The 23,416-nt window shown below is 51.6% G+C and carries 22 protein-coding genes; 2 read left to right on the top strand and 20 right to left on the bottom strand.

Annotated features, from left to right (window positions below):
* The 4 genes from mrdA to OH663_RS11750 form a co-directional block, all read right to left on the bottom strand.
* A complete protein-coding gene (gene mrdA / locus OH663_RS11765) occupies positions 1 to 1,902 on the bottom strand; it encodes a peptidoglycan DD-transpeptidase MrdA (RefSeq protein ID WP_045441036.1) in 1,902 nt (633 codons plus the stop codon).
* Between the two features lie 30 nt (positions 1,903 to 1,932).
* A complete protein-coding gene (gene rlmH / locus OH663_RS11760; protein ID WP_003022725.1) occupies positions 1,933 to 2,400 on the bottom strand; it encodes a 23S rRNA (pseudouridine(1915)-N(3))-methyltransferase RlmH in 468 nt (155 codons plus the stop codon).
* Positions 2,401 to 2,403: 3 nt separating this feature from the next.
* A complete protein-coding gene (gene rsfS, locus OH663_RS11755) occupies positions 2,404 to 2,721 on the bottom strand; it encodes a ribosome silencing factor (protein WP_045441037.1) in 318 nt (105 codons plus the stop codon).
* A 254-nt stretch (positions 2,722 to 2,975) separates the two neighbouring features.
* Positions 2,976 to 3,587, bottom strand: coding sequence for an adenosylcobalamin/alpha-ribazole phosphatase (locus OH663_RS11750; RefSeq protein ID WP_200010550.1), 612 nt, complete (start codon positions 3,585 to 3,587; stop codon positions 2,976 to 2,978).
* Between the two features lie 96 nt (positions 3,588 to 3,683).
* Here OH663_RS11750 and cobD point away from each other — a divergent pair, with 96 nt between their 5' ends.
* Entirely contained in the window at positions 3,684 to 4,778 is a 1,095-nt protein-coding gene (gene cobD / locus OH663_RS11745; RefSeq protein ID WP_200010552.1) for a threonine-phosphate decarboxylase CobD, read from the top strand.
* Here cobD and nadD read toward each other — a convergent pair.
* The 4 genes from nadD to leuS are packed head-to-tail and all read right to left on the bottom strand — an operon-like array spanning position 4,753 to position 9,617.
* A complete protein-coding gene (gene nadD / locus OH663_RS11740) occupies positions 4,753 to 5,394 on the bottom strand; it encodes a nicotinate-nucleotide adenylyltransferase (RefSeq protein WP_136345291.1) in 642 nt (213 codons plus the stop codon). The two genes, cobD and nadD, sit on opposite strands and share 26 nt — an antisense overlap.
* Before the next feature lies 1 nt (position 5,395).
* Positions 5,396 to 6,427: a DNA polymerase III subunit delta gene (gene holA, locus OH663_RS11735; protein WP_045441039.1), complete on the bottom strand. Its 1,032-nt coding sequence runs from the start codon at positions 6,425 to 6,427 to the stop codon at positions 5,396 to 5,398.
* Positions 6,427 to 7,020, bottom strand: a complete 594-nt coding sequence (gene lptE / locus OH663_RS11730; RefSeq protein WP_048221864.1) for an LPS assembly lipoprotein LptE — start codon at positions 7,018 to 7,020, stop codon at positions 6,427 to 6,429. The genes holA and lptE overlap by 1 nt, the downstream gene beginning before the upstream one ends.
* A 14-nt stretch (positions 7,021 to 7,034) precedes the next feature.
* Positions 7,035 to 9,617 (bottom strand): leucine--tRNA ligase, encoded by a 2,583-nt coding sequence (gene leuS / locus OH663_RS11725; protein ID WP_200010554.1) that lies wholly within the window; start codon positions 9,615 to 9,617, stop codon positions 7,035 to 7,037.
* Positions 9,618 to 9,852: 235 nt separating this feature from the next.
* Here leuS and OH663_RS11720 point away from each other — a divergent pair, with 235 nt between their 5' ends.
* Positions 9,853 to 10,335, top strand: a complete 483-nt coding sequence (locus tag OH663_RS11720) for a zinc ribbon-containing protein (RefSeq protein ID WP_200010556.1) — start codon at positions 9,853 to 9,855, stop codon at positions 10,333 to 10,335.
* A gap of 68 nt (positions 10,336 to 10,403) precedes the next feature.
* Here OH663_RS11720 and OH663_RS11715 read toward each other — a convergent pair whose 3' ends face one another.
* From OH663_RS11715 to lnt, 12 genes are all read right to left on the bottom strand, one after another.
* Positions 10,404 to 11,009, bottom strand: a complete 606-nt coding sequence (locus OH663_RS11715; protein WP_200010559.1) for a fimbrial protein — start codon at positions 11,007 to 11,009, stop codon at positions 10,404 to 10,406.
* 17 nt (positions 11,010 to 11,026) lie between these two features.
* Positions 11,027 to 12,103 carry a hypothetical protein gene (locus OH663_RS11710; protein WP_200010560.1) on the bottom strand — a complete coding sequence of 359 codons (1,077 nt, stop codon included), beginning with the start codon at positions 12,101 to 12,103 and terminating at the stop codon, positions 11,027 to 11,029.
* Complete coding sequence (locus OH663_RS11705) at positions 12,103 to 14,676, bottom strand: fimbria/pilus outer membrane usher protein (protein WP_200010561.1); 2,574 nt, start codon at positions 14,674 to 14,676, stop codon at positions 12,103 to 12,105. Before OH663_RS11705 ends, OH663_RS11710 begins: the two co-directional genes overlap by 1 nt.
* A gap of 37 nt (positions 14,677 to 14,713) precedes the next feature.
* Positions 14,714 to 15,394, bottom strand: a complete 681-nt coding sequence (locus tag OH663_RS11700) for a fimbrial biogenesis chaperone (RefSeq protein ID WP_045441045.1) — start codon at positions 15,392 to 15,394, stop codon at positions 14,714 to 14,716.
* 44 nt (positions 15,395 to 15,438) lie between these two features.
* Complete coding sequence (locus OH663_RS11695; protein WP_231593082.1) at positions 15,439 to 15,843, bottom strand: fimbrial protein; 405 nt, start codon at positions 15,841 to 15,843, stop codon at positions 15,439 to 15,441.
* Between the two features lie 254 nt (positions 15,844 to 16,097).
* The gene (locus tag OH663_RS11690) at positions 16,098 to 16,664 is read right to left on the bottom strand and encodes a fimbrial protein (protein WP_200010562.1); all 567 of its coding nucleotides are present in this window, start codon (positions 16,662 to 16,664) and stop codon (positions 16,098 to 16,100) included.
* Between the two features lie 525 nt (positions 16,665 to 17,189).
* Positions 17,190 to 18,125, bottom strand: a complete 936-nt coding sequence (gene rihA / locus OH663_RS11685; RefSeq protein WP_045441048.1) for a pyrimidine-specific ribonucleoside hydrolase RihA — start codon at positions 18,123 to 18,125, stop codon at positions 17,190 to 17,192.
* A 118-nt stretch (positions 18,126 to 18,243) separates the two neighbouring features.
* On the bottom strand, positions 18,244 to 18,969 hold the full coding sequence (gltL, locus tag OH663_RS11680; RefSeq protein WP_045441049.1) for a glutamate/aspartate ABC transporter ATP-binding protein GltL: 726 nt from the start codon (positions 18,967 to 18,969) through the stop codon (positions 18,244 to 18,246).
* A complete protein-coding gene (gltK, locus tag OH663_RS11675; protein ID WP_045441050.1) occupies positions 18,969 to 19,643 on the bottom strand; it encodes a glutamate/aspartate ABC transporter permease GltK in 675 nt (224 codons plus the stop codon). The genes gltL and gltK overlap by 1 nt, the downstream gene beginning before the upstream one ends.
* Positions 19,643 to 20,383, bottom strand: a complete 741-nt coding sequence (gltJ, locus tag OH663_RS11670; protein ID WP_045441051.1) for a glutamate/aspartate ABC transporter permease GltJ — start codon at positions 20,381 to 20,383, stop codon at positions 19,643 to 19,645. Before gltJ ends, gltK begins: the two co-directional genes overlap by 1 nt.
* A 162-nt stretch (positions 20,384 to 20,545) precedes the next feature.
* A complete protein-coding gene (gene gltI, locus OH663_RS11665; RefSeq protein ID WP_045441052.1) occupies positions 20,546 to 21,454 on the bottom strand; it encodes a glutamate/aspartate ABC transporter substrate-binding protein GltI in 909 nt (302 codons plus the stop codon).
* A 404-nt stretch (positions 21,455 to 21,858) separates the two neighbouring features.
* On the bottom strand, positions 21,859 to 23,397 hold the full coding sequence (gene lnt, locus OH663_RS11660) for an apolipoprotein N-acyltransferase (protein ID WP_048221857.1): 1,539 nt from the start codon (positions 23,395 to 23,397) through the stop codon (positions 21,859 to 21,861).
* Between the last annotated feature and the right edge of the window lie 19 nt (positions 23,398 to 23,416).

Raw genomic sequence — 23,416 nt, 5'->3', positions numbered from 1 at the left:
TTATTGGTCCTCAGCTGCTGCAACCGCTGGGTTTTCCGCAGGCAGATTGGTGTTGTTGTCGCCCAACATAATGTGGTCAAGGATCTGGCGCATGAGCGTACCTACAGCCGGACCGGCGCCACCGTTTTCGAGGATCATCGCGACGGCGACCTCAGGTTTATCGTAGGGCGCGAATGCCGTCATCAGCTTATGGTCGCGTAAACGTTCGGCGATTTTATGCGCATTATAGGTTTCGTTGGCTTTCAGACCAAAGACCTGCGCAGTACCGGATTTCGCGGCAATTTTGTACGGTGCGCCAGCAAAATATTTGTGTGCGGTACCGTTGGGGCGGTTAGCTACGCCGTACATACCGTCTTTGGCGATTTCCCAGTAACCGGAGTGAATGTCACCGACGGGAGGTTCATGCGGCTGTACCCACGGCACTTGCTTGCCGTTTTCCGCTGTGCTCATCAGCAGATGTGGGACTTTGACCATGCCGTCATTGATAAGGATCATCAGCGCCTTACTCATCTGGATAGGGGTTGCTGTCCAGTAGCCCTGACCGATACCGACCGGAATTGTATCACCCTGGTACCACGGCTTTTTAAACCGTTTTTGCTTCCATTCGCGGGTAGGCATGTTACCTGCGCGCTCTTCGGCGAGATCGATGCCAGTGTAATGGCCGTAGCCAAATTTACTCATCCACTCCGAAAGTCGATCTATCCCCATATCATAGGCGATTTGATAGAAAAACGTATCTGCCGACTCTTCCAGAGAGCGGGTGATATTCAGATGACCATGGCCCCACTTTTTCCAGTCACGGTAGCGTTTTTCAGAGCCGGGCAACTGCCACCAGCCTGGATCGAACAGGCCGGTATTACGGGTAATCACGCCCGCGCTTAACGCGGAGACCGCCACGTAAGGTTTAACCGTTGAAGCAGGGGGGTAAACACCTTGCGTCGCGCGGTTAACCAACGGGGTATTGGGATCGTTAAGTAACCCTGAATAATCTTTGCTGGAGATACCATCTACAAACAGGTTAGGATCGTAGCTGGGCATTGAAACCAGCGCCAGTACACCACCGGTGCGCGGGTCTGTTACGACAACGGCGGCGCGGCTACCCGCCAGCAGCGTTTCGATATACTGCTGAAGCTTCAAATCAAGCGTGAGATAAATATCATGCCCGGCCTGCGGTGCGACCTCTTTTAACTGGCGAATGACGCGACCACGGTTGTTTACTTCAACTTCTTCATAACCGGTCTGGCCGTGAAGTACATCTTCGTAATAGCGCTCGATACCCAGTTTGCCAATATCGTGGGTGGCAGCATAGTTGGCCAGCTTGCCGTCTTTATCCAGGCGTTCAACGTCTTTATCGTTGATCTTTGATACGTAGCCAATAACGTGAGTCAGCGCTGAGCCGTAGGGATAGTAACGGCGTTTGTAACCTTTTACTTCGACGCCAGGAAAACGGTACTGATTAACGGCGAATCGCGCCACCTGCACTTCCGTCAGGTTTGTTTTCACAGGGATTGAAGTGAAGCGATGGGAACGTGAACGCTCTTTCTTAAAGGCGGCAATATCGTCGTCATTCAGATCAACCACGCTCCGTAGCGCGTCCAGCGTTTGCTGAACGTTATCGACCTTCTCCGGCATCATTTCTATTTGATAGATGGTGCGGTTTAGGGCGAGGGGAATGCCGTTGCGGTCATAAATGATGCCGCGGCTGGGCGCGATAGGCACCAGTTTGATACGGTTTTCGTTTGAGCGGGTCTGATAATCAGTGAAACGAACGATTTGCAGATTATAAAGGTTGGCGATCAGCACACCGGTGAGCAGCAAAATCCCCAAAAAAGCAACCAGCGCCCGACGCACAAACAGCGCGGACTCAGCCGTATAGTCGCGAAAAGAATTCTGTAGTTTCATCCGCTGCTTAATCTACTCAAGACTCAATGATCACTCACGGTGATATGGATGGTTGGTGGTAATGCTCCACGCCCTGTATAGACTCTCTGCTACCAGTACCCGAACAAGCGGGTGAGGAAGGGTTAATGCAGAGAGTGACCAGCTTTGTTCCGCTGCGGCTTTACAGGCTGGGGACAGCCCTTCCGGTCCGCCAATCAGGAGACTGACATCACGACCATCCAGTTTCCAGCGTTCCAGCTCGGTTGCCAGCTGTGGCGTATCCCAGGGTTTTCCGGGAATATCGAGGGTGACGATGCGATTTTTGCCTGCGGCAGCCAGCATCTGTTCACCCTCTTTGTCGAGAATGCGTTTTATATCCGCGTTCTTGCCGCGTTTTCCTGCCGGGATTTCGATAAGCTCAAAGGGCATGTCTTTTGGAAACCGGCGGAGATACTCCGTAAACCCGGTTTGCACCCAGTCAGGCATTTTTGTACCCACAGCGACAAGTTGCAGCTTCACGCATTAACTCCAGAGTTTTTCCAGTTCGTACAGGCGACGGCTCTCTTCCTGCATAACGTGGACAATCACATCGCCGAGGTCAACAACGATCCAGTCAGCTACGTTCTCGCCTTCTACGCCAAGCGGCAACAGGCCAGCTGCGCGGGATTCCTGAACAACGTGGTCAGCGATTGACATGACATGGCGGCTGGACGTGCCAGTGCAGATAATCATGCAGTCAGTGATACTGGATTTGCCCTGAACGTCTAAGGCGATGATGTCTTGACCTTTCAGGTCATCAATTTTGTCGATTACAAAATCCTGGAGTGCTTTACCCTGCAAGTGTTCCCCCTGGGTGAAAAGAGTTAAAAACGTCTGTTAGTATACCTGAACCAGAGGCGATATCGGGACAAATGTCTCCGAAAGCGCTTTTGAAGTGCGCTATCATCCCACCCCACGCAACAGAATGCATCGCCATTTTTGTAAAACAATTTCTGCAAAGCTCTGAAGGGCGGGAAAAGTCAGGCTGCGGAGAATAGCAGCCTGTCATGGGGTGTCAATGGGCGAAAGGCTCCTGAGCAGAAAAAACAGAGCTTTCACTCACCTTCGTGCCAAACTGCCCGGCTGTTCAGGACTTTCAGCACGGCAAAACTGTCACAGAAATCAATCGCGCTCCAGCAACCTTGTTCGACGCGAAAATGCCACATTGACGCCGCAGGCATTGACAGAAGACGGGCGATCAACACGCTCAAAACACCCTGATGGCTGACCACAAGCAGGTTCTCGCTTTCTTTATAATCAGCCAGTTGTGCAATAAACCGTTCAACGCGTTGTGAAAACGCCTGAAATCCTTCGCCATTGGTCGGCGTTGCATTTTGCCAGTCGTTACACCATATGGCGTAATTCTCTGCGTCCTCACGCGCAAGGTCGCGATGATGACGCATTTCCCAGTCGCCAAAGAACATCTCGTTTAGCTCAGGCATAATACGTAGCGGAACGTCGCGATCCGCCAGGATCAACTGTGTCGTATGGCGAGCTCGCTCAAGTTCACTGCACAGCACGTGTTCAACAGGAACGTTGCGTAACAGCGTCGATAACGTTTTGGCCTGAGCAATTCCCCGCTCAGTCAACGACGTAGGCGCATGGCCGCTGTATAACCCGGCCACATTGGCTTCGGTTTCTCCGTGGCGTACTAACCAAAGTCTCATTGTTTCCTCGTGAGGCTATTCGCACAAAATATGATGTTTGCCCTGATTGCGCAGAGATTTTTCAATAAAATACTCTTTTTTAAGTGGAGCGGCACGATGTCTTTATTGAAGAGCGCGCATGGCGGGAACACACGAGAAGCCGCAGCATTGTTGGGCATCCCGCCTGAGCAATTGCTGGATTTTAGCGCGAATATTAATCCGCTGGGTATGCCAGCAAGTTTAAAACGCGCGCTGATCGACAATTTGGATTGCGCTGAACGTTACCCGGATGTCGAATACGCCCATCTGCACGCTGCACTGGCGGAGCATCACCACATTCCGTCCTCGTGGATCCTCGCCGGAAACGGTGAAACAGAGTCAATCTTTACGCTGGTTAATAGCCTGAAGCCGCGCCATGCGATGATCGTTATCCCAGGATTTGCTGAATACCGCCGGGCGCTGCAATGGGGTGAATGCGCAATACATGAATTTGCGTTGCGTGAAGAAGACGGCTGGCAGCTTACTGATGCCATTCTCGATACGTTAACGCCGCAACTGGACTGCCTTTTTCTCTGTACGCCCAACAACCCTACCGGGCTGTTGCCTGATAATCACCTGCTACAAGAGATTGCAAAACGTTGTGAAACCCTCGGAATTGCCCTGATCCTTGATGAAGCGTTTATTGATTTTATTGCTGGTGAGCAGGGATTCATCCCGCTGTTGCAAGCGAATCCACATATTTGGGTACTGCGCTCACTAACCAAGTTTTATGCGATCCCTGGACTGCGTTTGGGGTATCTGATCAACAGCAATGAGCAGGCCGTCGCGCACATGCGCAGTCGGCAAATGCCCTGGTCAATCAATGCATTTGCCGCCCTTGCGGGAGAGATGATCCTGCGGGATAGCGCCTATCAACAGGCAACATGGAAATGGCTGGAGCAAGAAGGGAAGCGTTTTGATCAGCAGTTGAAAAATCAGCCCGGTTTAACGGTTTATCCTGGTCTGGCAAATTATCGCCTGTTGCGTTGCGATCGGGCTGGTATTGATCTGCAAAGATCGCTACTCGAGCAGCATATTTTGATCCGCAGTTGCGCTAACTACCCGGGGCTGGATGCGCGTTATTACCGGGTAGCTGTTCGTGGTGAGGAGGAGAATAACCGTCTGCTGGCGGCATTAAGCCTCACGCTTAACGGTACAACCCTTGCTGATTGATATAGTCCAGAACGGAACCGGGCAATAAGTCGTCGCATGGCTCGCCCTTTTCGATACGCTCGCGAATAAGCGTGGCGGAAATATTGAACCACGGCGTTTCTGCCAGATAAATCTTTCCTGAGGGAAGGTTGTGTAAGTCATCTGGCGTGTGGGTCAGATGACGTTCCAGCCATTGTTGATGCCGTTCCTGAACCATTTCCAGCGGATACCCCGGACGTCGACATACGATGAGGTGGGTATTGTCCAGGATGGTGTCGGAGTCGTGCCAGGAAGGGAAGGTGAGCAGCGAGTCCTGACCAATAATAAAGGCCAGCGGAACCTCCGGACCTTGCTCCGCGCGCCACTCTTTTAGCGTCTGTGCGGTATAGGAGGCGGTATCACGTTTCAATTCACGTTCATCCAGGATAAACAATGGTTTATCGGCGATTGCCAGTTCAACCATATGCTTACGCTGTGCACTGGAGGCCTCAGGTTGTGCACGATGGGGCGGCACATTATTAGGCATGATGATGACCCGGGAAAGGCCAATCAGATTAGCCAGAATTTCAACGGGTTTAAGATGACCATAATGCACCGGATCAAAGGTGCCACCGAACAGAGCCTGCAATGATTTCATATCAACCATCAATAAATACATCGGCCAGTGGTTTATGGCACAGCAAAAGGGAAAGTCCCTCAAGCTCAGCCCATACTGACTGACCGTAGTCTTGTTTAAGCGTTATTTCCGTACGTGTTAGCAGCGTCACTGCCTGACGTAGCTGCTCAGGAGACAGCCGATTTAGCGCATCTCCCATCATGCCACGACGATTTTGCCACACCCGATGTTTATCAAACAATGTGCGTAACGGCGTATGGGTAGACTGGCGTTTAAGATTTACCAGCAGCAATAGTTCACGCTGCAGAGTTCGCAGCAGAATGACCGGTTCACTACCTTCAAGGCGCAACTGCTGCAAAATGTGCAACGCGCGTTTGCTTTTGCCCATCAGCAGCGCATCCACCCAGTGGAAGGGGGTAAAGTGCGCGGCATCGTTAACGGCTTGCTCCACGCGCGGAAGCGTGAGTTTGCCATCGGGCCAGAGTAATGATAATCGATCCAGCGCCTGTGCCAGCGCTAACAGATTGCCTTCATAGCAATAGCACAATAGCTGGTTGGCGGCGTCATCCAGTTGCAGGTTATTTTGCTTCGCCCTTGCAGCAACCCAGCGCGGAAGCTGTGCCTGCTCTGGTGTCTGGCAACTGATCTGGACCGCATTGCTTGCCAGTCCGCTATACCATGCGGCATTTTCCTGCGCTTTGGTCAGCTTATTGCCGCGAACAATCAGCAGCAGATCGTCATGGAGCAGGGTGACGAGCGTGGCAAGCTGTTCGTTAATCGCTGCATTTGGACCATTTTCGGGCAACTGCAGGAGCAAAGTCTGACGGCTGGCAAACAGGCTCATTGCCTGGCACAGTGAAAAAATAGCGCCCCAGTCGGTGCTGGTGTCGATGGTGAAAGCGTGGTGTTCTTCGAACCCTTGCGTAGCGGCAGCCAGACGAATCGCGTCCTGGCTTTCCTGTAACAGGAGGGGATCGTTGCCCAGTAGTAAATACGCCGCGCGCAGCCCTTCTTTGAGCTGTGCGCGGAGTTGTTCAGGGTACAACTTGAGCATCAGTTACCCAGCGTGGTGGAAACACGCGCCGGAGAAGATGCTGGCGCTGCTGTTTTCGTCACCGCAGGCTGTACATCATCACTGGATGACTGAGCATCGGCGATATGTACGCTTGGCAGCTTACGAATCAACTGTTCGGCTGCTTTGTCATACATCTCTTTGATGATCATATCCTGCTCGTTATCCTTCGCCAGTGCCGCTTGTGGGTTGTCAAAGAACGAACGATAGACTTTAGCGCTGATCGGATAAATATCATGTCCAGGAATCAATACCGAGGCATTGACTGACATCACCATCTGGTATTCAGCCGTTTGACCGTTCTGGAACACAGACGCCGTATCCTGAGAGATGCTGACCGTACCAAGACGTAAGGACGTGACATCTTTACGCATTGAACCGTCTTCAAGCAACTCCACGCCGTTAAGACGCAGCTGATTACGTACCGCGCGGCTTAAGGGGCCGTTCGGATCGCCTGAGTTCAGAATCATAGTTTTCATCGTGGGGGGCACCTGCGTGGTACTACGCAGATGCCAGCCACACCCGGCGGTGACCAGCACCACCAGGGATAACAACAATGTTGTCAGATGTCGCACGCTTCCTCCCGCGCTTAGCCAACGACCAGATTGAGGAGTTTACCTGGTACATAAATCACTTTACGTACGGTAACGCCATCAAGATATTTTGCCACCAGGTGTTCCTGGCCAGCACGTTCACGAACCTGCTCTTCAGTGGCGTTTACCGGAACGGTGATTTTGCCACGTACTTTACCGTTAACCTGGACAACAACCAGCGTAGAGTCTTCGACCATTGCGCTTTCGTCAGCAACAGGCCATGGCGCGTTGTCGATATCGCCTTCGCCTTTCAGCGCTTGCCACAAGGTGAAGCAAACGTGAGGGGTGAACGGGTTCAGCATACGTACAACGGCCAGCAACGCTTCCTGCATCAGGGCGCGGTCCTGTTCGTCTTCGGTCGGTGCTTTCGCCAGCTTGTTCATCAGTTCCATAATTGCCGCAATCGCGGTGTTAAAGGTCTGACGACGGCCGATATCATCGGTAACTTTAGCAATAGTTTTGTGAACGTCACGGCGCAGAGCTTTCTGATCTTCGCTCAGGCTTTCAACGTTCAGGCTGGCAACATCACCCTTGGAGGTGTGCTCATAAACCAGTTTCCAGACACGTTTCAGGAAGCGGTTTGCCCCTTCAACGCCAGATTCCTGCCATTCCAGGGTCATATCAGCCGGAGAGGCAAACATCATAAACAGACGTACGGTGTCCGCGCCGTAACGCTCAACCATCACCTGCGGGTCGATACCGTTGTTTTTAGACTTGGACATTTTGCTCATGCCGGTATACACCAGCTCATGACCTTCCGCGTCCTTCGCCTTAACGATACGGCCTTTTTCGTCGCGCTCAACGATCGCGTCGACCGGAGAAACCCAGTTACGTTCGCCGTTTGCACCAACGTAGTAGAAGGCATCTGCCAGCACCATGCCCTGACACAGCAACTGTTTCGCTGGTTCGTCAGAGTTCACCATGCCCGCGTCACGCATCAGTTTGTGGAAGAAGCGGAAGTAGAGCAGGTGCATGATGGCGTGTTCAATACCGCCAATGTAGATGTCAACCGGCAGCCAGTAGTTCGCGGCTTTAGAGTCCAGCATGCCTTCCTGATACTGCGGGCAGGTATAGCGCGCGTAGTACCATGAAGATTCCATAAAGGTGTCGAAGGTGTCAGTTTCACGCAGCGCAGGCATACCGTTAACGGTGGTTTTCGCCCACTCAGGATCGGCTTTGATCGGGCTGGTGATACCGTCCATGACCACGTCTTCCGGCAGAATAACCGGCAGTTGATCTTCCGGGGTTGGCAGTACGGTGCCATCTTCCAGAGTAACCATCGGGATCGGCGCGCCCCAGTAACGCTGACGGGAAACACCCCAGTCGCGCAGACGGTAGTTGACTTTGCGCTCACCAACGCCTTTAGCGACCAGTTCGTCGGCAATGGCGTTGAACGCGTCTTCAAAGGACAGACCGTCAAATTTACCTGAGTTGAACAGCACGCCTTTTTCAGTCAGAGCTTGTTCGGACAGATCCGGTTCTGAACCGTCAGCAGCCAGAATGACCGGCTTAATGTTCAGACCGTATTTGGTGGCAAATTCGTAGTCGCGCTGATCGTGGCCAGGAACGGCCATTACAGCACCCGTGCCGTATTCCATCAGCACGAAGTTCGCCGCCCATACCGGGATCTCTTCGCCAGTCAGCGGGTGAATCGCTTTAAAGCCAGTGTTGACGCCTTTCTTCTCCATGGTTGCCATTTCGGCTTCGGCAACCTTGGTGTTGCGGCATTCGTCGATGAAAGCAGCCAGTTCCGGATTGTTTGCCGCCGCTTTCTGCGCCAGCGGGTGACCCGCTGCAACCGCCAGATAAGTGGCACCCATAAAGGTGTCCGGGCGGGTGGTGTAAACGGTGAGCGTGTTGTCATAACCGGTGACATCGAAGGTGATTTCCACGCCTTCAGAACGACCGATCCAGTTACGCTGCATCGTTTTCACGGTGTCAGGCCAGTGATCCAGGTTATCCAGGTCGCGCAACAGTTCGTCAGCGTAAGCGGTGATTTTGATAAACCACTGTGGGATCTCTTTACGCTCAACTTTGGTATCGCAGCGCCAGCAGCAACCGTCGATAACCTGCTCGTTCGCCAGTACGGTTTGGTCGTTCGGGCACCAGTTGACCGCAGAGGTTTTCTTGTACACCAGGCCTTTTTTATACAGCTCGGTGAAAAACTTCTGTTCCCAGCGGTAATATTCCGGGGTGCAGGTCGCCAGCTCGCGGCTCCAGTCATAACCGAAGCCCAGCATTTTGAGCTGGTTTTTCATGTAGGCGATGTTGTCGTACGTCCATGGTGCCGGGGCAGTGTTGTTTTTAACCGCTGCGCCTTCAGCTGGCAGGCCGAACGCATCCCAACCAATGGGCTGCAGGACGTTTTTGCCCAGCATACGCTGGTAACGGGCGATCACGTCACCGATGGTGTAGTTACGTACGTGGCCCATGTGTAGTCGACCAGAAGGATAGGGAAGCATAGACAGGCAGTAATACTTCTCTTTGCTCTCGTCTTCGGTAACTTCAAATGTGCGCTTCTCATCCCAGTGAAGCTGTACTTTGGATTCTATCTCTTCCGGGCGGTATTGCTCTTGCATGGCAGCCAGTGGTCCTGTTTTCAATACAGCTACAAACGTAGCTTTAGATGTGGTGTTTCAGATCCGCATAGCATAGCCCAAACGCCCGCGTCAAAACAGCCTTTCGCGCATTCAGCATTGAATTCTCGCAAGGATAAATCTTGCACGAATTTACATACTCTGTGGACAGTCTTGCAAAGCGTTTCGTAAATAACGTCTATTATTATAGACAGTTAACGACCCAGGAGGCGAAGCGATGAACAAGGTTGCTCAATATTACCGTGAACTGGTGGCGTCACTTAGCGAACGTCTGCGCAATGGCGAACGCGACATTGATGCGCTGGTAGACCAGGCGCGCCAGCGCGTTATGCAGACCGGGGAGTTAACGCGAACCGAAATCGATGAGCTGACGCGGGCCGTCAGGCGCGATCTGGAAGAGTTTGCGCTGAGTTATGAAGAGAGTCTCGACGAGGAGACTGACAGCGTTTTCCTGCGGGTTATTAAGGAGAGCATCTGGCAGGAGCTGGCGGATATTACCGATAAAACGCAGCTGGAGTGGCGTGAGGTATTCCAGGATCTGAGCCATCACGGCGTGTATCACAGCGGTGAAGTGGTGGGGCTGGGCAATCTGGTGTGCGAGAAATGCCACTTCCATTTAGCGGTGTACACGCCGGACGTGCTGCCGCGCTGCCCGAAGTGTGGGCATGACCAATTCCAGCGGCGGCCATTTGAGCCGTAATGCGGCGTAAAAAATGGCCCGGATACTCTCCGGGCCATATGTTTTATACGAGGGGACGCTAACCGGGTTCAGGGAACAATCAGCGTCATGTAAATATTGGCTCTGACATTCCCCGGTACCGCCGCCGACTGGTCGGTCAGATAGGTTAATTTCCCGGCAAAGGTTAACACGATAGAATCATCGCTTCCGCTCGCGGCCGGTAGCGTGTAAGCAGCGAGATTGCGAATCGCACCGTCACTAATATCCCCTCCCGTGCCCATCACCTTCATTTGTACCCCGACGCCTTTCGCCGGATTCTCATCATACGCATCATCCAGCTCATTGGCGAAAACAGTGCCATTATCGCCGTCAACCATTTGGCCTTCAAAACGGATAATAGCCCCGTTGCCATCCCGACCGTTTTTCACACAGTCCCCGGTTATGGTGAGCGTGCGGTTGTTAAATGAGACCCAATTAAAGGTTGGCTGTATTGCCACCTCGCCCATATCGAGATCCATAATTTCTTCATTGCCCTTAATGTCACAGGAGGCCTTAATCACCCCAGTGACGCTGATGGGAATATCGACCCCATCCCCCTTTTGCAATTGCGACCCATACACTGCCAGAGAAGGCGGCAGACAACTGACCCACAGAAGAAGCGCAGCGCCAGAGTATTTGAATAAATAATTGTTCATAGCGTGTCCCTCGCGCATTACTGAATTTTAATGTTCAACACCGCAGTGGATTGAAACTGGCCGGGTTTTATGTCGCCAAATCGGTAGTAGTAGGCGAAGAGATAAAACGAAAGCCTCGGTGAGACAGAGTCGATATCGCCATTCCGCAAATACATCGGTTGGCCGAATATCACATCGACTTTGTTCTCTTCGCCCGTTTCTCCATCCTCATTAATTTTGTACCGGAATGTGGCGCCGAGCCCCTCTGTGTAACCGTCACCTTTTACTGAATCCAGAACGTTATCCATCCCCGGATGAAGATTGCCCGTATCACTGATTGTGAATTGCACATTCAGATCGCTGTCGCACCTAAAAGGTCCTATCACTTGAGTTACCTTCGTTGAGTTAAGCCTTCCAAGACCATCGTGTTCGCCTGGGTCCTCTGCCAAATGGTTGGCCATGACGGTTCGCATAGTAAAGCTAAGCTCCGATGTCGATGGTACATTGCATGTTGCAATAGTCTGGGAAGTGCTACTAAAACCGAAGACCACTGAGTCATTAAGGAGACCCCCGTCTCCCCCTGCGCGCACTTTAAGTATGGGTTGCCCGCCAAACGACCCGGCTTTTGGGTCCTTAGGGCCAATAGCCCAAAACTCATACATCGGGTATTTGGCAACAGTGAAGTACCGAGGTAAGGTGTCCTCTGAGGCAGGAATCTCCCAACGCCTGGAGGTAAACGACCCGTTGGTTAACACCACACTTTCCGTGCCGGAAAAGTCATTCTTTGCAATATCTGCCGTAAGCTTCACCCCGACGCCGGGAACCGATGTTTGCTGCGCATCGTACACCCCCGCAGGGCCGTTGGGGGACACCATCTCCAGCTCTATCCACCCGCCATCTTTATTACACTTGACACGACTGGCAAAGCCGTCACCCACTTCATATGAGACTATCATCGGGTCCGGAGCGTCGTGCTTTGTATAATCCAGCCACACATTCCCGTTATATAAGCCTTCAATTACTCCCGGATTATCAACTTTACAGTCCGCCAACGCGCTCTGGGAGCATCCTACTGCCAGCGCGCCCACCATGAGTAAAACCAGCTTCCCTTTCATTATTTACATTCTCCTTTGGCTATCGTTACCCCGGTGACCGGCGGTGTCGCCGCACTGTGGTACACCATGCGACAGGATTGATTATTGCCCCACTTCGCCAGCAGCGTGGTGTTATCAATCAGCCCTGCGAGGTACACCTCGCCATCATTACCGACAATCGCGCTTTGCCCGGCGCCGCTTTCCTGTGTCACCATCGCACCAAACGGCACTACGCTGCCGTTGCTGCGCAGCAAGGTCACCAGCGCTCTTTCACCGACATTTGCCTTGTATTCTGCCCGCACCAGCGCGCCTCGCGTTGGCACCAGCGTCTGGCTGGTTTCTGTCAGATCGATATCTTCCGGCAGCGTTTCGGTATCCAGATTCACTTCGTTTTCACGGTATGGCGTCATGGTGTTCACCACCGTATACCCCCGGAAGTCGGTACGAACCCCGTCGTTATTCGCTACCCGCACACCGGACGCTCCTGGAATTTTCACCAGCGCGTTGGTTTCACCCATCTCCTGTGCCAGCGTTACCCCGTTGGCGTGAGCGATCACCGACCCCGACATACCGTAGTCGGTCCTTTTGCTATAATCATCGTAACTGTAGCCGCCCTGAACTGTACCGTAGGTCCCGTTGTAGGTTGCGCGCAGGCTGCCGTTATAGGTGTTATCGTCGTCGTCAACGTCGACGTAACCTTGCTGCACACTCCAGTTCAGCGCGTCGCCTTCCAGGGCATAGCCGCTAAGTGTGGCAGAGTGAACCGTGTCGCCACCTTTGGTTGAGTTCATGCTGTAGGTCGCCCATGACTTCGGCAGCAGTTTTTCCAGCGGTACGGAGATACTCAGCGAGAAGACTTCATCTTTGCTGTAGCGTTCGCGCCGGTCATAGGATTGGGTGTTCTTGTTGTAGCTGTAGCCCAGGCTGTAGCTCACCGCGCGCCAGTGGTTGTTCCAGCTTACCCGCCAGGAGTTCATCTGTTGCCCGGTGTTCCAGTAATCCTCGCGTACCAGCGAGCCGGATATTGAACCAAAGTTACCGCCAAACGGTTGGCTCAGGCTGATTTCACCCCGGTTACGACGCCGGTCAGGAAGGATAGGGCCGCTGTTACCCCAGGTATCGAGGATGTCCGCCATCTCATAGTAACCGTCACTGTTGTAGCGGTATCCTGCCATGGTGAGGGTTGTGCCCGTTTCCTGGATAGATTTGCTGTAGCGAATGCGTGATGATTGCCCGCTCTCTTTTACCTCTTCATCAATCGGTTCTTCTGGCGTACCCCAGGATTGCGTGACATCCACAGACAGCGCCCCCCAGCCCCCCATATTTTTACCCAGCCCAATGGCCAGCGACTGGTAATGGCTGGCGAACTGCCCACCGCCGTACAGGGTTAGCCCCCAGGGCAGGCCGTAGCTCGCCGAGGCCTGGGTAAACGACGTTTCATTCACCCCTGAATCATCCGGGCGATAGCGCCCGGTGGTTATTGCATAATCCAGCGTGCCTTCACGCTGCAGGTTGGCCAACGATGCGTACGGCACGACAAAGTTCTGTTCTGAGCCATCCTGCTCTTTTACCGTAACGTATAAATCCCCGGAGCCGCCCGTTGAGTACAAGTCCTTGATGGAGAACGCACCCGCAGAGACATAATTCTGATAAATAACGTAATTGTTTTGCCGGACGATAATCTGCGCGTTAGTACGGGCAATCCCCTGTACTACCGGTGCGTAGCCACGCTGCGAGTCGGGCCGCATGCTATCGTCGCTTTCGATTTGCGCACCGGTAAACGGCACACTGGTAAACACATCGGAATTGGTCATGCTCTCGCCAAGGGTCAGTTGGCTACCCCAGGCCGGAATATTGCGCTGGGCATACGTGTACGCAGAATCCCATTCCTCGCTGCCGTCGTCATTATGGTTCCACGTCGAGTAGTTGCGGATACGCCAGGCACCGATATTCATCCCCGGCCGCAGGTTGGCGTACCGGCTATCAGATATGTCGCCGCCGTGTCGCTGGCGGGTTTCATCGCCGGTGAAGTCATAGTTGAGGATCAGCGCGTTGATACCTTCATCCCAGTCTTCCGGTGGAATATATCCCCGGATGTCGTTGGCCAGCGCTGCCTGCGGAACGCTTATCTGTAATTGCTGTTTATTAAAATCAAAGAGGGTGGAGAGGCTTTCAATCGCCAGCAGATTCGCGCAGTCATTGCCTTTCTGCGTCAGCGCAGGGTAGGCGGAAACATTGACGCCGTATTTTTTTAGCTGCGCGACGCTGAGGCAAGGGGTTAGCTGGCCGTCATTATCAACGGAGAAGTTTATATTCTGGGTATCAACCCGACGCTTGTTGACCAAAATATCAACGCGATAGTTGCCAGGAGGCTGACCGCCTTTTTCAAATACCGAGAGATCTACCGGCATCTCGCCGGAGCCGGAGTGCTTAAAAAATGCCGAGTTGAAACGCGAAGGCGTGGACATCGCCTTTTTCGTATCCGTGTTGTTTTCAGCCGCGTAAATAGGTGTACAGCTTAATCCACAGGCCAGCATAATTCCCAGCGCCAGCTGGGTTTTATGAAGCGGCGCAGATGTGGTTATTATTTTCATGTCAACCATCCATCAATAAGGATAACTAATCCATCAGTCAAATATGTGTATGGAAATCTTCGCCAACACCACCCTGGTCATTTATTATTGCGAACGATACATCTCCCCCGGTTACGCCTTTCGGTAAATCAAAACGGGCACTTTCGCCTGGGGCCACATAGGTGACGTGTTCCACCTTTTTGCCAGCGACGGTTATTTTGCTGAAGTTAAAATAGTAGGCGGAAGCATTGTTCACCTGAATCTGATTTCCGCTGCGTTGCCAGGTGAGTTTATTTTTTTGGTTAGCCGGAATGAAGTTATCTAATGACTTTGGACGGTAAATTAATTTAATTACCGTATTTATCGCGATCTGAATGCTGTTGTCCGCTTTTGACTCGCTGGGTATGCCTTTAACATTCAGCCAGAATAAAGATTCTTTATTTTCTGGCAGTGGGGTGGTGAGAATAATGCGCAGTACATTCTTTTGCTTAGGGTCAAGGCGGAACAACGGCGGTGTAATGATAAATGGCGCTTTCTGCGCTTTATTACCATCCGGCATCTCAACCCATGACTGTACTAAATAAGGAGAACTGTCAGGGTTTTCCAGGTTAATGGATGCCTCTTTTTTCGCGCCGTTATAAATGACCCGCGTTCCCATTAACGACACGTTGGCATAGGCACTGGATAAGGTGAATGCGCCTAATAGCATACCGATAATGATTTTTTGAATTCCCTTCATTGCTTATTTCCTCGAAAACCAAAATATAATTACACCAAAGCTCGTTAATTTTGCTTGATTTCAACGGTAACGGTAGTGGCCGTTTTCCCGCTGGTAACTGTGTCACCAATGCGCATATATCCGGCCTCAAGCTGAAACTTAACGTCTTTGGTGGTATCTATATAGTGCAGTGACGATGGCTCACCATCGCCAAGAAATGTGCCGTCCGGATAAAAAGCCCCGGTGGAGTCAACATATTTCAGGTAGTGCGCTACGCCCTCGGCTTCGCCGCTGCTGGCTATTGCATTTGGGTAATTACTGACCGGCATTCCGCTAAACGTCAATGTGTACTGACCGTTTTGCCCACACTGGCTGATGGATGCATTAATCGTCTCGCGACCTTCAGGGACAGGCGCGCCTAAGCTCACTTCATTGACATCTTTCTTGCTGACGGAGGCAAGATCAATCACCGGCCCGCCCTCTAATATGATCTTGCAAGCTGATGCTACCAACCTGGCGTATACATCCAACCTGATAGAATCTACTTCTTCTTCAGCCCATGCTGGTGAATTACCTATCAGCATTAGGGGAATAATCGTCGCGAGAACAATTTTCCTGGTTTGTATCATCCTGGATATCTCCCTCAAACAGGCGTGTGAAAACACAATGTTGCGGATATATCCCCTCAAGGAGGGGATATATTGATTACACCCGTTTGTGCAAATTACTGACGATAATATACGTTCAGCGTTACCACAGATTTGGTGAGACCGGCTGGCGTATTTTCACCATCAACTTCAGCCGTTTTCAGATAACCTGATTCAACCGGGAAACTAAAGCCCGTACTTGATTGTGCTTTAGTGCGTTCATCGTTATCAAGGTATACCTGGTTTCTGGATGGGTTAGTCAAATATACGTGGTCTGATATATGAGTAGGACGCGCATCTCGCAGGTAATGCGCAACAACTGTATTTGATGGTGCTTCAGTGTTCACAATACCGTTATCATACCCTGGCGGGATGTCAGCAATGAAGTTTAATTCAACTTCGTAGCCTGCCGGGCAATCTTTAATCATGAAATAGTCAGCCTGGTTTGCCAGTTCGCTACCTATACCGGTCTCTTTCACCTGTGCAACGGTCACGGTACGCAGATCGATGTTCGCATTACCGTTCTCACCAATGGTGCAACCTTTTTCGATGATTTCACCGTTAATGGTGATGGTGTCGCTTGCCATAACGTGGCCGGAAATCAATGCGGCCATTACGGATGCTGCTAAAAGTACCTTTTTCATTTAAAACTCCATTTTTTCATGTCAAAAACATGGTACTAACGATGCAAAAAGATATTTATCTTTCTCGTAAATATATTGATGCAGATAATAAATAGTAAATCTGCAACTAAAAGATTGTAGCTATGGAGATTCATACAATAAAATTGTTTAACCAAATATATCGCACACAGCAATTAGGTAAAAAGAAATAATATTCACCGTGAAAAGGAATTTGGCTTTTTTCTGAGTTGATACCACAAGAAAACAAGGCTATGTAGATGATATGTTTATTAATCGATGTAATATGAACGCTTTTAAGAACATATCAGAAAGTTGTTTTTAAGAATATATTTAGATTCTGGCCCTGTAGGTCTTTGTTCTTGATAATGAGATTACAGGTAAAAGTAGGATAGCTTCGTACCTTTTGGCCTTCTTTTCTCTTCGGGCTAAGATCCGGAAAAACGATTCATTAAGCTATGTATTCTCTCGACTAATACGAAACAAGGCCATCGCATTTTATTACGATGGTCTTAATCAAGACATTCATTACGCGTAAAATTTCAATCTTTTCGCCAGTAAATCGACAAACCCCTGGCGATCAACATCGACCATCACCTTCGCGTTCGGTTTATTCCCCGTCAGGAAGTAGTAATCTACGACCGTCATGCCCTGCGTGTATTTCCCCTGCGTTTCCACGCCAACCCATCGTTCTACGGTGGTGAACAATTCGGGTTGGAGAAGCCAGGCGATGGTACACGGGTCATGCAATGGCGCGCCGATAAAGCCCCATTTTTCGTCTTTGTGGTATTCGAGGAAGAAATCCAGTAATTCGGCCACGATGGTGGAAATCGGGTTGCCGATAGCGCGGAAGCGCTCGGTGTCTTCATGATAAATCTGCGCTTTGTGCGTGACGTCCAGCCCGGCCATGACAATAGGGATCCCAGACTGGAAGACGATTTCTGCGGCTTCCGGGTCAACGTAGATGTTGAACTCGGCGGCAGGTGTCCAGTTACCGAGCGCCATTGCACCGCCCATGATCACAATTTGCGCGATTTTATCGTGCAGTTCCGGGTGGCTATTAAGCAACAGGGCGACGTTGGTTTGTGGTCCGGTTGATACAAGCGTCACCGGTTCGTGGCTTTCGCGCAGTGTTTTTGCCATCAGTTCGACGGCGTTACAGTTAAGCGGTGCGAATGAGGGTTCCGGCAGAGCTGGGCCGTCAAGACCGCTTTCGCCGTGAACGTTGTCGGCGATAATCAGTTCACGCATCAGCGGTTTTACCGCACCGCCCGCCACTGGGATATCAGGGCGTTTCAGCAGCGTCAGCATTCTTAGCACGTTACGCAGGGTTTTCTCCGGCGTCTGGTTACCGGCAGAGGAGGTAATGGCTTTCACTTCAAGTTCGGGAGAGGCGAGTGCAAGAACAATGGCGATCGCGTCGTCATGACCGGGATCGCAATCAAGAATGATCGGCAGTGCCATAGCAATTCCTTGTTCGCGTGATTTTGTAACAAGGTTAAAGCTGGCTAATGAAATGAACGAGAATAGAAATGCTAAAGCGTGATGTAACGCGCACTCTACCGAGTGCGCGCAGGAAGAATTAATGCAGAATTTTAGCGAGGAAGTCTTTGGCGCGGTCTGATTTCGGGTTGGCGAAGAAGGCCTCTTTTTCCGAGTCTTCAACAATTTTCCCTTCATCCATGAAGATAACCCGGTTAGCCACTTTACGCGCGAAGCCCATTTCATGAGTCACCACCATCATGGTCATGCCTTCATTGGCCAGTTCAACCATAACGTCCAGTACTTCGTTGATCATTTCAGGATCAAGTGCCGATGTGGGTTCGTCAAACAGCATGGCGATAGGGTCCATACACAGCGCGCGGGCGATAGCAACACGCTGCTGCTGACCACCGGAGAGCTGCGCCGGAAACTTATTGGCATGGGCTGATAACCCTACGCGTTCGAGCAACTTTTGCGCTTTTTCTCGAGCGGGCGCTTTATCGCGTTTGAGCACTTTTACCTGGGCCAGAGTCAGGTTCTCAATGATCGACAGATGGGGGAACAGTTCAAAGTGCTGGAACACCATGCCGACGCGGGAACGTAGTTTTGCCAGATCGGTTTTTTTATCATTCACAACGGTACCATCAACGGTGATGATACCCTGCTGCACAGGCTCCAGCCCGTTTACCGTTTTAATTAGCGTTGATTTACCGGAACCTGACGGGCCGCAGACCACCACCACTTCACCTTTTTTCACTTCTGTGGAGCAGTCGGTCAGCACCTGAAAGTGACCATACCATTTAGAAACATTTTTCAGGGTAATCATTAAACTGTCCTTTTCTTCAAATAGCTGACCAACAACGATGCGCTCAGACTGAATACAAAATAGACGGCGCCAGCAAACAGGATCATCTCAACCTGAGTGCCGTCACGCTCGCCAATGGTGGAGGCGGTGCGGAAGAAGTCTGCCAGACTCAATACGTAGACCAGGGAGGTGTCCTGGAACAGTACGATGCCCTGGGTAAGCAGCAGCGGAACCATGGCGCGAAATGCCTGTGGCAATATGATGAGCTTCATCGATTGCCAGTGGGTCATCCCCAGTGCCAGCGCAGCGCTGGATTGCCCGCGGGAAATACTCTGGATCCCTGCGCGGATAATCTCCGAGTAGTAGGCGGCTTCAAACATCGAAAACGCGACCATTGCTGAGATCAGACGAATATCGGTTTTCGGTGACAGACCCAGCACGTTTTGCAGGAAGCCAGGCACGATCAGATAGAACCACAGCAGCACCATCACCAGCGGAATGGAACGGAATACGTTAACGTATATTTTCGCAAACCAGGCAATTGGCGCGAAGCTGGACAGACGCATGACCGCCAGGATGGTTCCCCAGACGATACCGATGATGACCGCCGTAACGGTAATTTTCAGCGTGATGAGCAGCCCATCCAACAGATACGGCAGGGAAGGGACAATCGAGCTCCAGTCAAAATCGTACATTATTTGCCTCCTATGTTGCCAGGCAGGCGGATTTTACGTTCGACAAGATTCATCACCAGCATAATAAAGGCGTTAATCAGTACATAGGCCAGGGTAATGGCCGTAAACGATTCCCATGCGTGGGCTGAGTAATCCAGCAGTTTTCCTGCCTGTGCCGCCATATCGACCAGACCGATGGTCGAGGCGATGGCTGAGTTTTTCACCAGGTTCATCATCTCTGAAGTCATCGGCGGGACGATCACGCGGTAGGCGTTAGGCAGCAGAACATAGCGGTATGCCTGTGGCAGAGTCAGACCCATTGCCAGCGCTGCATTTTTCTGCCCGCGAGGCAGAGACTGAATCGCAGCACGAACCTGTTCACAGACGCGAGCGGCAGTAAACAGCCCCAGACAGATCATCGATGAAAGGAAGAACTGAATATTGGGATCCAGTTCAGCCTTGAACCACATGCCGAGATTCTCCGGCAGCAATTCAGGGACCACCAGATACCAGGTGAAGAATTGTACAATTAGCGGAACGTTGCGAAACAGTTCAACATACAGCGTGCCGAGCCCGGCAAGGAAGCGGTTGGGAACAGTACGTAAAATACCGAACAGAGAACCCACCAGGAAAGCGATAATCCAGGCAGTGATAGATAACGCGACAGTAACCTGGAAACCACTCCAGAGCCAGCCGAGATAGGTGGTGTTGCCGAACGGGGCTTGTTGTAAAAAAATGCCCCAGTTCCAGTCTATAGACATAAATCTACTCCAGAAAAAAAAGGGTAGCAGCGCTACCCTCGAAGATTGTTATCCAGCGTTTTTCGGTTTTCGAGACTGATGGGGAACGACCATCAGGCTTATAGTCTGTCCGTGCTGAAAAACAATCGAGAGGGCAAGGTAAACTCGCCCCATTTATTTTAGTTAGTTAAGTGCTTTGTCATTCGGTTCTTTGAACAGGGCTTTCATCTCGTTTGACAGCTCGAAATTCATGTTCAGGTTTTTCGGTGGAATTGGGTTTTTAAACCACTTATCAAACCATTTTTCTGCTTCACCGGAGGTCTGAGCCTGAGCGATGGTGTCATCCATCAGCTTCTTGAATGCGACGTCGTCTTTACGCAGCATACAGCCGTAAGCTTCCTGAGATTGCGGCTTACCGACGATCTCCCAGTTGTCCGGTTTCTTCGCTTTCGCGCGCTCGCCAGCCAGCAGTGCGTCATCCATCATAAAGGCAACGGCGCGACCGCTTTCCAGGGTACGGAAAGAGTCACCGTGGTCTTTCGCGCTGATGATGCGCATATCCATTTTTTGTTCTTCGTTCAGCTTGTGCAGCAGCACTTCAGAGGTAGTACCGGAAGTGACGACCACGGCTTTGCCTTTCAGATCCGGGAAGTCTTTAATATCGCCGCCTTTTTTCGCCAGTAGACGCGTGCCTACAACGAAAATGGTGTCAGAGAAAGCAGCTTGCTTCTGGCGTTCAACGTTGTTGGTGGTGGAGCCACATTCAAAGTCGAAGGTCCCGTTTTGCAGCAGGGGAATACGGTTTTGCGAGGTAATCGGAATCAGTTTTACCTGCAGGTCAGGCTTGTTCAGCTTTTTCTTCACGGCTTCAACAATCGCGTTGGAGTAATCCTGTGAATAACCGACCACTTTTTGCTGATTATCGTAGTAAGAAAACGGAACCGATGATTCACGGTGCCCGACGACGATCACGCCATTTTTTGCGATCTTGTCCAGCGTGCTGCCTGCTGCGGGCGCTGCGTCTTCTGCATGCGCCAGACCGGCGGACATTCCCATAACCAGCATGGCAGTGGCGAGCTTACGTAATTGCATATCCAACTCCTTTATCGTCTGCGCCAGGGACGCATTGATACCCATTGTGATGTTGTTATTGTTTGCAACTTAAATGTGCAGTCTTGTGTGTGTTTGTTAACATTTAGTTTGGATGAATGTAAAGAATTTGCTGTGTTATTGTTTATTTTTGCGAAGTGCGCCGCACCGTTTAGGGGCAAAAATATCTTGTTGCACTTTTTAGGTGCTACCAGTGATCCGCTTTGGTGCGACCAGGTTGCACATTCATCCAAATTGCTATTGTGTTATTTAATAAAGCAATTGACGTGCCAGAATGGGAAGTTCGGTGGGTTTCGATGCAGGATAGTATTTAGCTTATCCGGCCTACAGTGAGGTTGTAAGCCGGATAAAATGTTTTCGCGCCGTCATCCGACGGTACAGCCGCTTTACTTACGACGTTGACGCAGACTCATCAACACTGCGCCAAAACCAAGCAGTGCGGTGATAAGCCACAGCGGCCAGTTGCCGGTACGGGCATAAGGTGTGAGACCCGTTGTCGGCGTGACGCTGGTGGTCAGTACCTGGCGGGTAAACTGCGGGATCATGGCCTGCACGTCACCCTGCGGACCAATCACCGCGGTAATCCCGTTATTGGTGCTACGCAACAGCGGACGCGCCAGCTCCAGGGAACGCATACGTGCCATCTGGAAGTGCTGCCACGGGCCGATGGATTTACCAAACCAGGCATCATTGGAGATGGTCAGCAAGTAGTCCGTATCCGGACGGAAGTTATCGCGTACCTGTTCGCCAAGGATAATTTCGTAGCAGATTGCCGCAGTCAGTTTAAAACCGTGTGCGTGCAGCTGTGGCTGGATATACGGGCCACGGCTAAACGAGGACATTGGCAGGTCAAAGAACGGCGCTAACGGGCGCAGAATCGATTCCAGCGGAACAAATTCACCAAACGGTACCAGATGGTTCTTGTTGTAGCGATTTGTGGAGTCGTAGCTGTACGGACTGTCTTTACCCAGCGTGATGATGGTGTTGTAGGTATCGTAACGATTCTGTTTGTTGAGGCGAGCGTCAACAATCCCGGTGATTAAGGTACTGTTTTTGGATTTTAACAGGTCATCCATCATGCTGAGGAAACGCTGCTGATTGATTTCCAGATCCGGGATGGCGGACTCCGGCCAGATAATCAGCTGTGATTTACCCATCTCGGGCTGGGTAGCGTCGAGATAAATCTTCAGCGTGTTGAGGAGTTGGCCCTCATCCCACTTCAGTGACTGCGGAATGTCGCCCTGTACCATGGAAACCTGGGTGGTTTTTTCCGGTTCGAGGGTATACCACTGAATGTAGCGTAGCGGGAAGGGCAGGGCGAAAAGCACGACGGCCGCCACCAGAGGACGCCAGTTACGCGTGACTAACGCCAGTACCAGCAGACCGCTGACCATCATCAGCAGGAAGTTAATCGCCTCAACGCCCATTACCGGTGCCAGCCCTTTCAACGGGCCATCAATCTGACTGTAGCCAAACTGCAGCCACGGGAAGCCGGTCAGCACCCAACCGCGCAGAAATTCGGTTATCTGCCAGACAACCGGTGCGGCGATCGCCACCCGTAGCCAGGTGGTTTTCGGCCACAATCGCGACAAAATACCGGCAAACAGACCGGTGTAGAGCGAGAGGTACGCGGCAAGCAGTACCACGAGGAAAACGTTAACCGGTCCCGGCATACCGCCAAATTGCGCGATGCTGACGTAGACCCAGTTGATGCCGGAGCCAAAAAGCCCCATTCCCCAGAAATAGCCAATAGCGGCAGACTGGAGTGGGCGGCGGTTGAGGGTGAGAGCCTGCAGGCCCATCAGCGAAACAATCGCTGCAGGCCAGATGTCATACGGAGAGAAAGCCAGCGTCCCGCAGGCACCGAATAATAACGCCAGCAGCAGGCGAATGCGCTGGCGTTCAATTAATGGGGCAAATGCCATGTAGTCTTTGATCCAGTAT

It is taken from the genome of Citrobacter sp. Marseille-Q5395 (assembly GCF_947057495.1).
Lineage (GTDB): Bacteria > Pseudomonadota > Gammaproteobacteria > Enterobacterales > Enterobacteriaceae > Citrobacter > Citrobacter murliniae.
The sequence above is the reverse complement of the archived record's forward strand: the minus strand, read 5'-3'. Positions and strand labels throughout refer to the sequence as shown.

Coding starts and splice junctions, on each gene's coding strand:
- OH663_RS11700 (WP_045441045.1), bottom strand. CDS start 15,394: ATGAAGGGAATTCAAAAAATCATTATCGGTATGCTATTAGGCGCATTC.
- lnt (WP_048221857.1), bottom strand. CDS start 23,397: ATGGCATTTGCCCCATTAATTGAACGCCAGCGCATTCGCCTGCTGCTG.
- rihA (WP_045441048.1), bottom strand. CDS start 18,125: ATGGCACTGCCGATCATTCTTGATTGCGATCCCGGTCATGACGACGCG.
- nadD (WP_136345291.1), bottom strand. CDS start 5,394: ATGAAATCATTGCAGGCTCTGTTCGGTGGCACCTTTGATCCGGTGCAT.
- leuS (WP_200010554.1), bottom strand. CDS start 9,617: ATGCAAGAGCAATACCGCCCGGAAGAGATAGAATCCAAAGTACAGCTT.
- OH663_RS11720 (WP_200010556.1), top strand. CDS start 9,853: ATGAACAAGGTTGCTCAATATTACCGTGAACTGGTGGCGTCACTTAGC.
- OH663_RS11710 (WP_200010560.1), bottom strand. CDS start 12,103: ATGAAAGGGAAGCTGGTTTTACTCATGGTGGGCGCGCTGGCAGTAGGA.
- holA (WP_045441039.1), bottom strand. CDS start 6,427: ATGCTCAAGTTGTACCCTGAACAACTCCGCGCACAGCTCAAAGAAGGG.
- gltJ (WP_045441051.1), bottom strand. CDS start 20,383: ATGTCTATAGACTGGAACTGGGGCATTTTTTTACAACAAGCCCCGTTC.
- OH663_RS11715 (WP_200010559.1), bottom strand. CDS start 11,009: ATGAACAATTATTTATTCAAATACTCTGGCGCTGCGCTTCTTCTGTGG.
- cobD (WP_200010552.1), top strand. CDS start 3,684: ATGTCTTTATTGAAGAGCGCGCATGGCGGGAACACACGAGAAGCCGCA.
- mrdA (WP_045441036.1), bottom strand. CDS start 1,902: ATGAAACTACAGAATTCTTTTCGCGACTATACGGCTGAGTCCGCGCTG.
- gltI (WP_045441052.1), bottom strand. CDS start 21,454: ATGCAATTACGTAAGCTCGCCACTGCCATGCTGGTTATGGGAATGTCC.
- OH663_RS11705 (WP_200010561.1), bottom strand. CDS start 14,676: ATGAAAATAATAACCACATCTGCGCCGCTTCATAAAACCCAGCTGGCG.
- OH663_RS11690 (WP_200010562.1), bottom strand. CDS start 16,664: ATGAAAAAGGTACTTTTAGCAGCATCCGTAATGGCCGCATTGATTTCC.
- gltL (WP_045441049.1), bottom strand. CDS start 18,969: ATGATTACCCTGAAAAATGTTTCTAAATGGTATGGTCACTTTCAGGTG.
- gltK (WP_045441050.1), bottom strand. CDS start 19,643: ATGTACGATTTTGACTGGAGCTCGATTGTCCCTTCCCTGCCGTATCTG.
- OH663_RS11750 (WP_200010550.1), bottom strand. CDS start 3,587: ATGAGACTTTGGTTAGTACGCCACGGAGAAACCGAAGCCAATGTGGCC.